General features: G+C 55.5%; 9 protein-coding genes. All 9 read left to right on the forward strand.

The window, feature by feature from the left end; genetic code table 11:
* Window positions 1–498: 498 nt before the first annotated feature.
* Window positions 499–840, forward strand: coding sequence for a gas vesicle protein (locus VFU50_19010; GenBank protein HEU5234954.1), 342 nt, complete (start codon window positions 499–501; stop codon window positions 838–840).
* A gap of 38 nt (window positions 841–878) precedes the next feature.
* A complete protein-coding gene (gene gvpA / locus VFU50_19015; GenBank protein ID HEU5234955.1) occupies window positions 879–1,184 on the forward strand; it encodes a gas vesicle structural protein GvpA in 306 nt (101 codons plus the stop codon).
* A 20-nt stretch (window positions 1,185–1,204) separates the two neighbouring features.
* Entirely contained in the window at window positions 1,205–3,355 is a 2,151-nt protein-coding gene (locus tag VFU50_19020; protein ID HEU5234956.1) for an ATP-binding protein, read from the forward strand.
* 105 nt (window positions 3,356–3,460) lie between these two features.
* Window positions 3,461–3,949 (forward strand): response regulator, encoded by a 489-nt coding sequence (locus VFU50_19025; GenBank protein HEU5234957.1) that lies wholly within the window; start codon window positions 3,461–3,463, stop codon window positions 3,947–3,949.
* Complete coding sequence (locus VFU50_19030; protein ID HEU5234958.1) at window positions 3,837–4,733, forward strand: GvpL/GvpF family gas vesicle protein; 897 nt, start codon at window positions 3,837–3,839, stop codon at window positions 4,731–4,733. The genes VFU50_19025 and VFU50_19030 overlap by 113 nt, the downstream gene beginning before the upstream one ends.
* Window positions 4,734–4,875: 142 nt before the next feature.
* On the forward strand, window positions 4,876–5,223 hold the full coding sequence (locus VFU50_19035) for a gas vesicle protein GvpG (GenBank protein ID HEU5234959.1): 348 nt from the start codon (window positions 4,876–4,878) through the stop codon (window positions 5,221–5,223).
* Window positions 5,224–5,405: 182 nt separating this feature from the next.
* Window positions 5,406–6,035 carry a hypothetical protein gene (locus VFU50_19040; protein HEU5234960.1) on the forward strand — a complete coding sequence of 210 codons (630 nt, stop codon included), beginning with the start codon at window positions 5,406–5,408 and terminating at the stop codon, window positions 6,033–6,035.
* 26 nt (window positions 6,036–6,061) lie between these two features.
* Entirely contained in the window at window positions 6,062–6,508 is a 447-nt protein-coding gene (locus VFU50_19045) for a hypothetical protein (GenBank protein ID HEU5234961.1), read from the forward strand.
* 25 nt (window positions 6,509–6,533) lie between these two features.
* Window positions 6,534–6,667, forward strand: a 134-nt coding sequence (locus tag VFU50_19050; GenBank protein HEU5234962.1) for a DUF1810 family protein, incomplete at its 3' end; no start/stop codon positions are given.

Here is a 6,667-nt window from a genome sequence, read left to right on the forward strand (position 1 = left end):
CCCTTCATTGCCAGCTGCGGTTTGACTTTCCCAGGTACCTTTACGAGAATCTCAAACATCGTTGTTACAGTCAGGGTTCCCAATCCACGTCGCAAACAGGCACAGTTTGGCGTCCACAGACCGCTATTTTTGCTGAGGAAATTTCTGCCTTTAAATGAATTTTTTCCGGAGCAACTCTGTTCCGCAGTTCTGCATCGAACTGTGCGTTATATTAGAAATCTGTACAGTTTAATGCGGTATTCACGGATGCTTCCCCCCGCACCCGTCCGGGCACGTTTTCCGTTAGACTCTTCGGGAAGTAAAGCGCAGCCGTGTATGAATTGGGCTGCGTTTGTGCGGTAGTTTGCTGCAAGCGCAAGCTAACCTGAAGCTTAGGAGTGGCGTGGCATCAGGAGCGTTTTGCCGCGTGCCGTCACTTGTAGCGAGTGGCCATAAGCAATGCGGTTCTTGCTGTGGCGAGCAGCTTAGGAGCTGAAAGCGAGGTCAACGTCTTACAGGATGGAACGCTTCCCGACGGTATCCGGCAACACCAATCTGGTCGATATTCTGGACCGCATTCTCGATAAAGGACTCGTCATCGCCGGCGACATCCGCATCTCCCTCGCGAATGTCGAGCTGCTGACGGTCCGCATTCGTCTGCTGGTCTGCTCGGTCGACAAAGCAGAGCAGATCGGAATGAACTGGTGGAAATTTGATCCCAATTTGACCCATCGCTTGCCGACAGCGCCAGAGAGGCCTTTGCCCGCTCAGGCGCAAACGCGAGCAGCAGGCACTCGCGGACAGAGGCGTTCGGCGACTGCTAGTTCGACTCGTCCGAAGCCGAGAGGAACGAATAAGTAAGTAGCAAGCAGGTTTTAATCGATTCAGGAGGGCCTTAAATGGCTGTTGAAAGAGTATCTGGCGGATCAAGTCTAATTGACGTTCTTGATCGGGTACTGGACAAAGGCATTGTCATTGACGCGTGGGTGCGCATTTCGCTGGTGGGCATTGATCTGATCACGGTGGAAGCGCGCGTCGTCGTCGCCTCGATCGACACGTACCTCAAGTACGCAGACGCAGTCGGACTCATGCCGACCGTCAGCCGTCCGCAGATCGCCGGTGTGCCGGAAGAAACGTTCGGCACAGAAGAGGAAGAAGTTCCGGGTACACGACCCACACGTGTACGTCGTGGAGGCAGGCGGTAAGCCTCGCCGTTTAGGGGCCCATGATGGCAACGCCCGAACTTCGCCTGCAGAAGCCGGAGACAGCCAAGCGAAATGGCTCGCCTCGTCGCGCTCCGGCTGCGCTCCGCCTGCTCCAGGCTGAGCGCTCGGAAGAGGTTTATCCGATCCTGCTTGAGGAGATCGTTGGCCTGGGCTTCGATCGAACTTTCATCGTGGCTGTCGATTTCGAAACCGGCGAAGTTTTGCCTTCAGCCTCGCTGAACTGCTCGAAGAATTACCTCGATCGCTTCCGCAGCTCGCTCTTCGCTGCCGAGAACCCCGTCGTCGACGTGCTGCATTCTCAGCGCCCTAGCGTGGTGAAGGACTCATCGCTTCATCATCGTTCCCTCTACTGCCATCCGATTCTGTACAGCAACACAACCCCCTGCTGGGAAGCCGAGCGCGAGCGTCGCAGCGAGTGTTTGGCCGTCGATAACTGCATGCGTCGCCGCAAGATGAGCCTGGAGAGTCAGGTATGCGGTACCTGCAACATGCGGGCGTATGCTGCGCTGGTGGCCGTTGAACTGCCGACAAAAGCCGCTCCGGACATCATCCTCCTTAACAACCTGATTGAGATGGCCAATCGCTATCTCTCGCGGCTCTTCAAAGTTGAGCACTACTACAACCGCATGACGGACATGGACGTGACCATCGCCCAACTGCAAACCGTCATGCAGTCGATGAGTGATCCTGTCATCCTCACCGACAATCACTACCGCGTCATCGTGCAGAACCGCGCTGCTGAGCGCTTCTTCAAAGTTCCGGATTCCACAATTGCCGAAGGGCTCACGGAAGGTTTGGCGCGCGCAGTAGAGATGAACAATCTTCTCTTTTCTGCGGCGTTGTCGTCAGTGGCGGTCTCTGGCGTGGAAGCCTCACGTGACCTCACCCTCATCGATGCTATCGAAGGCGAAGAGATGCTGTTTGAGGCCGTCTGCACACCCACGTTTGGACGCGATGGCATGCCGCTTGGCATGGTCACGGTCATGCGCGACGTAACCGATCTGCGACGCGCCGATCAGGAATTACGCACCAATTACGAGAAGCTGCGCGCTGCGGAAGAGTTAGTTCGCCAGGACCGCGACCGGTTGAACGTCATTATTGAAAGCGTGGGCGATCCCATTGTTGTGTGCGACGGCTCCGCGAAAGCTGTCCTGCTCGATCCGCTTGCGCAGAACCTGTTTGGCGTTGGCGAAAAAGAGCCCGTCGGCCCCACGCGAGTGCCTGACACGATTCGTGTCAAAAATCAGGCCCAACTTGACGCATACGTTACCGCCTTTACTTTTGGTTTTGCCGACAAAGAAAGCGGGTCCATCAAGCTTAGCGATCCCAACAGCCGGCAGGAGATCGAATATGACACGCGCTCGGGAAAAATCTATGACGAGCGCGGACAGGTGGCGTTCACTGTCACCGTACTTCGCGATTTAACCGCGCTGCGGCGTGTTGAGCAATTGAGAGTCGAGCGGCGCATGCTCGAAATCGAAAAGTTCGCTGCCGCAGGACGCCTTGCCGCAACCATTGCTCACGAAGTTAACAATCCGATGGAGGCGATCAAGAACGCCATCTACCTGCTGTCGGATTCGGTACGTCCGGACGCGCAGCCAGTCTATGACATTCTGAAATCTGAGACCGAGCGCGTCGCGCGCATCGTGCGGCAAATGTTGGGTCTCTACCGCAACAATGAGCAGGTGAAGCCGGTCAATATCAATGTGCTGATCGAAGACACGCTGCTGCTGCTCAATCGCCAGCTGCAGCGTAGCAACATCGAAGTCACGACCAAGCTCAGCGAGTTGCCAGATGCAGTTGTTGCCGCCGATCAGCTACGTCAAGTGCTTTCCAACCTGGTTATCAATGCCAAGGACGCAATGCCCGATGGTGGGCGCCTCCAGTTGCGAACGCGTCATGTGCGCACTAGTAAAGAGTTCCCGCTTGGCAGTATTCGCATTCTCGTAGCAGATACCGGTTCGGGGATTCCCAGAGAATTGCAGAAGAGCATCTTCGAACCGTTTGTCACGACCAAGGGAGAGAAGGGCACCGGCCTTGGACTCTGGATCGTTCGCGGCATCATCGGCAACCACGGCGGAAAGATCTCGGTGCGGAGTAAGGTAGGGAAGGGAACAATTTTCAAGATCGAGTTGCCGGCGGTACGGTAGCAGTTTGTTGTCATTCCGAGCGCAGCGAGGAATCCCTACCACGCCCAAGCGGTTTCGTAGTAGTAGGGATTCCTCGCTACGCTCGGAATGATATTCAGAAAAGGAATGGCAGCAGATAAGAAATTCTCGATTCTCGTAGTCGACGATGAGCGCGCCGTGCTCACCACCTACGGGCTGATTCTGTCCAAAAAAGGCTACGACGTCGAGACTGCACTTTCGTCCGTCGATGCGCTTGCCGCGCTCAAACGGCGCGATTTCGATCTGCTGCTCTGCGATTATTCCCTGGAGCAGGAGCACACTGGCTTTGAGGTCATTGAGCAGGGAAGGCGCAAGAATCCGAAGGTGCGTGCGGCTATCTTGACCGGATATGCAAGCAAGGAAACCGCCGAGCAGGCGCGCAAAGACAATATCGCGATTCTGTACAAGCCGATTGATATAGAAGAGTTCTTCAGCACGATCGACAAACTTTTGAAGGAAGAGTATGAGCCCAAGCAAAGCGAAGAAGAAGGCGAGTCCCACGCCGATTCGAAGCAAAAAGGAAGCGCGAAAGGAAGTTCACAGCCTGGAGCCGGTCGAAAGTCCCGCGCAATCTAGCGCACGCCTGCAGCAACAGCAGCAGGAAGGCCGATATGTGTATGGCGTGATCGAAGCACGCGATCCTTTCAGCTTCGGTAAAATCGGAATCGGTGGCGCCGGTGAAAACGTGTACACCGTTCATCATGGCGACGTCGCTGCCGTCGTGAGCAAGACGCCGGTCTTCATCTTCGATCCCACACGCGAGAACGCTCTCGCCCACGAGCACGTGATCGAAACCGTGATGAAGAACAACACGATCATCCCTATGAGCTTCGGTACTGTTTTTCGCACCGACGATGACATTCGCGAAGTCCTCAAGAGCATCTATCCATCGCTGAAAGATGTGCTTAAGCAGATGGCGAACAAGCTCGAATTCGGACTTAAGGTCACCTGGGATCGTGATCGCATCGTCGAAGAGCTCAAGCGCGAGAACGAGGAGATCCACCGCTTCCAGCACGAGCTTACACGCAAGCATTTGCAGTCCACCTACTTCGCCCGCATGCAGCTCGGCCGCATGATCGATAAGGCGCTGGCGGAGCGAGCGGCAGAAGTCGTGCGCGAAATCTATGACGGCCTGCGCGCCGTCTGCGTGGCTTCTCGCGACAATAAAGTCATCGGCGACAAGATGATCATGAACGCCGCTTTCCTCATCCAAAAGGATAAGGAGCCGGAGTTCGACGCCGCCGTGAATGCGGTGGCGCAGAAGTTTGGCGACCGATTGAATTTCAAGTACACCGGACCTTGGCCGCCTTATAACTTTGTGAATATCAGGCTGAAATTGGAGAGAGGGACGGCGAGTTAGGGTTTTGGCGTGTCATTCCGAACCGCCTGTTTTTGGCGGTGAGGAATCCCTACCTTGCCAAAAAGCGTGTCCTTCTGAATGCACGGTATGGTCTTTATAGGAATTCCTCGCTGCGCTCGGAATGACAAAACTAAGTGAACATATGCTCTTCGTTGACGACCTTCTCATGCTTCCCTTCACCGGCTTCAAGTCCATCCTGCGGACTTTGGCCAAGGTGGCTGAGGAGCAATACACCGACGATGCTCCCCTGAAAGAGCAACTGCTGCATCTCCAAATCGAACTCGAAGAGGGTTCGATCACCGATGATCAATATGTGCAACGCGAAGCCCAGATCCTGCGCGATCTGCGCGAAATCCAAAACCGAAAGCGCGAACTAGCCGGCCTTCCACCTGAAGAAGGCACCGGACTCTCCGGAAAAGTAAAGGAAGGTTCCGGAGTGGAACTCACCTGGGATCCCAATTCCAGCGACAACGTCGGTCCGGGCCGATAGCCACAGGAACGGCGGACACGAAGGTCACGAAGGCAACACATAGAGGTCACACAAATGATTCCTTGTGACCTCTTTTGTTGTCTTCGTGACCTTCGTGTTCGCCGTTCCCGGTCGTTACCAAAGTCCACTACCCCAGACGCATCTACTTTCGTTTCGGGAATGCAGGTACGCTTGCGCAACTTATGTCTTGGTTCATTCAGCACAGCGGGGTGGTTACTTCGGTCATCAACTACATTCCTGTAGTTGCGACCGTGGTCACCAGCATTCTCAGCTTGGTGCTGGCTCGCGCCACGCTGCGCCAAGTCGAGGCTTCGGACAAAGGACTCGCGCTCGCGCGCGCCGAGTTCGAGCGTGAGTGGTCGCCTGAACTGCACATCAAGCTGCGCCGGCTCTCGGCCACGGATGTAGAGATCGTAGTCACCAACTTGGCCAAAGTTTCTGTGCTGCTCCAGGTAGTTCAATTTCGGAACTTATCGACTTCGGTTCCATTTGACCGCTGGGTGCTCAACGATCCACTCATTGGAGGCTCGTCATGGACAGACAACGTGAGCAAACGGCTGCTCACCATGACCGGGCATGAGTTCGAAGGCGTGGTCGACGCCTCGGCGACATTTTTTGCCGCCGGTCGCATGTATCGCACCGACTGGTTCCGGTTCAACACTTTGGTCCACAACGGACACTTCCTTCGCATGGATTCGGCGAATGTAATCGCGCGCCGCGTTCGTGTCGATCATGTGCACGAAGAGACGAGCACGGACAGCGAGCTTGGACGTGATGTGGTCGGCGCAGAAAGCAAACCCACTCAGGAATGAAGAGCGCTAAGTAGGAGTTCTCCCCAATGCCTCTCAAGAGTTTGACGTGCACCTGCGGCAACACCCAACTGGAGAAGATTCCAGTGCGTCTGCAGATGCCTCCGAATGGGAATGGCAGCAAGGCTCTGCAACTTGTGGCATTGATGTGTCGGGGCGATGGCTGCGGCCGAGTTACGTTTCGACCGGATGAATCCGCGCAAGAGGCTCCGGAAGAGACTCCGATTCCTCCAAAACCGGCACTCACGGCAAACCAGCGCATAGCGGCTCTATTCGAGCGCGTATACACCGAACGCCTCGTGTACAAGGCCATCGCCGAGCGCGATCCTGCCTGCGCTCAATTGTTCGATGCTCTGAAAACAAATCCTGAAATCCGCGCCAGTATTACGGAGACTTTTGCCAAGGTGGATGAACGCCTTGCCGCTGGCGAAGAACTGGTAATAATCCTCGAAGGTTTACCATCGATCAAGACATAACGCTTTCTGCTTATGTCGAAAGTCGATGGATCTCGATCGCTACAACCTGCAGCGCTTCGTTGAAGCGCAGAACCCTGTGTACCAGCGAGTTCTCTCAGAGTTGCGCGAAGGCCGCAAGCGCACGCACTGGATGTGGTTTATCTTCCCCCAGATTCGCGG

The organism is Terriglobales bacterium, assembly GCA_035764005.1.
GTDB lineage: Bacteria > Acidobacteriota > Terriglobia > Terriglobales > Acidobacteriaceae > Gp1-AA112.

Coding starts and splice junctions, on each gene's coding strand:
- VFU50_19010 (HEU5234954.1), top strand. CDS start 499: ATGGAACGCTTCCCGACGGTATCCGGCAACACCAATCTGGTCGATATT.
- gvpA (HEU5234955.1), top strand. CDS start 879: ATGGCTGTTGAAAGAGTATCTGGCGGATCAAGTCTAATTGACGTTCTT.
- VFU50_19020 (HEU5234956.1), top strand. CDS start 1,205: ATGATGGCAACGCCCGAACTTCGCCTGCAGAAGCCGGAGACAGCCAAG.
- VFU50_19025 (HEU5234957.1), top strand. CDS start 3,461: ATGGCAGCAGATAAGAAATTCTCGATTCTCGTAGTCGACGATGAGCGC.
- VFU50_19030 (HEU5234958.1), top strand. CDS start 3,837: ATGAGCCCAAGCAAAGCGAAGAAGAAGGCGAGTCCCACGCCGATTCGA.
- VFU50_19035 (HEU5234959.1), top strand. CDS start 4,876: ATGCTCTTCGTTGACGACCTTCTCATGCTTCCCTTCACCGGCTTCAAG.
- VFU50_19040 (HEU5234960.1), top strand. CDS start 5,406: ATGTCTTGGTTCATTCAGCACAGCGGGGTGGTTACTTCGGTCATCAAC.
- VFU50_19045 (HEU5234961.1), top strand. CDS start 6,062: ATGCCTCTCAAGAGTTTGACGTGCACCTGCGGCAACACCCAACTGGAG.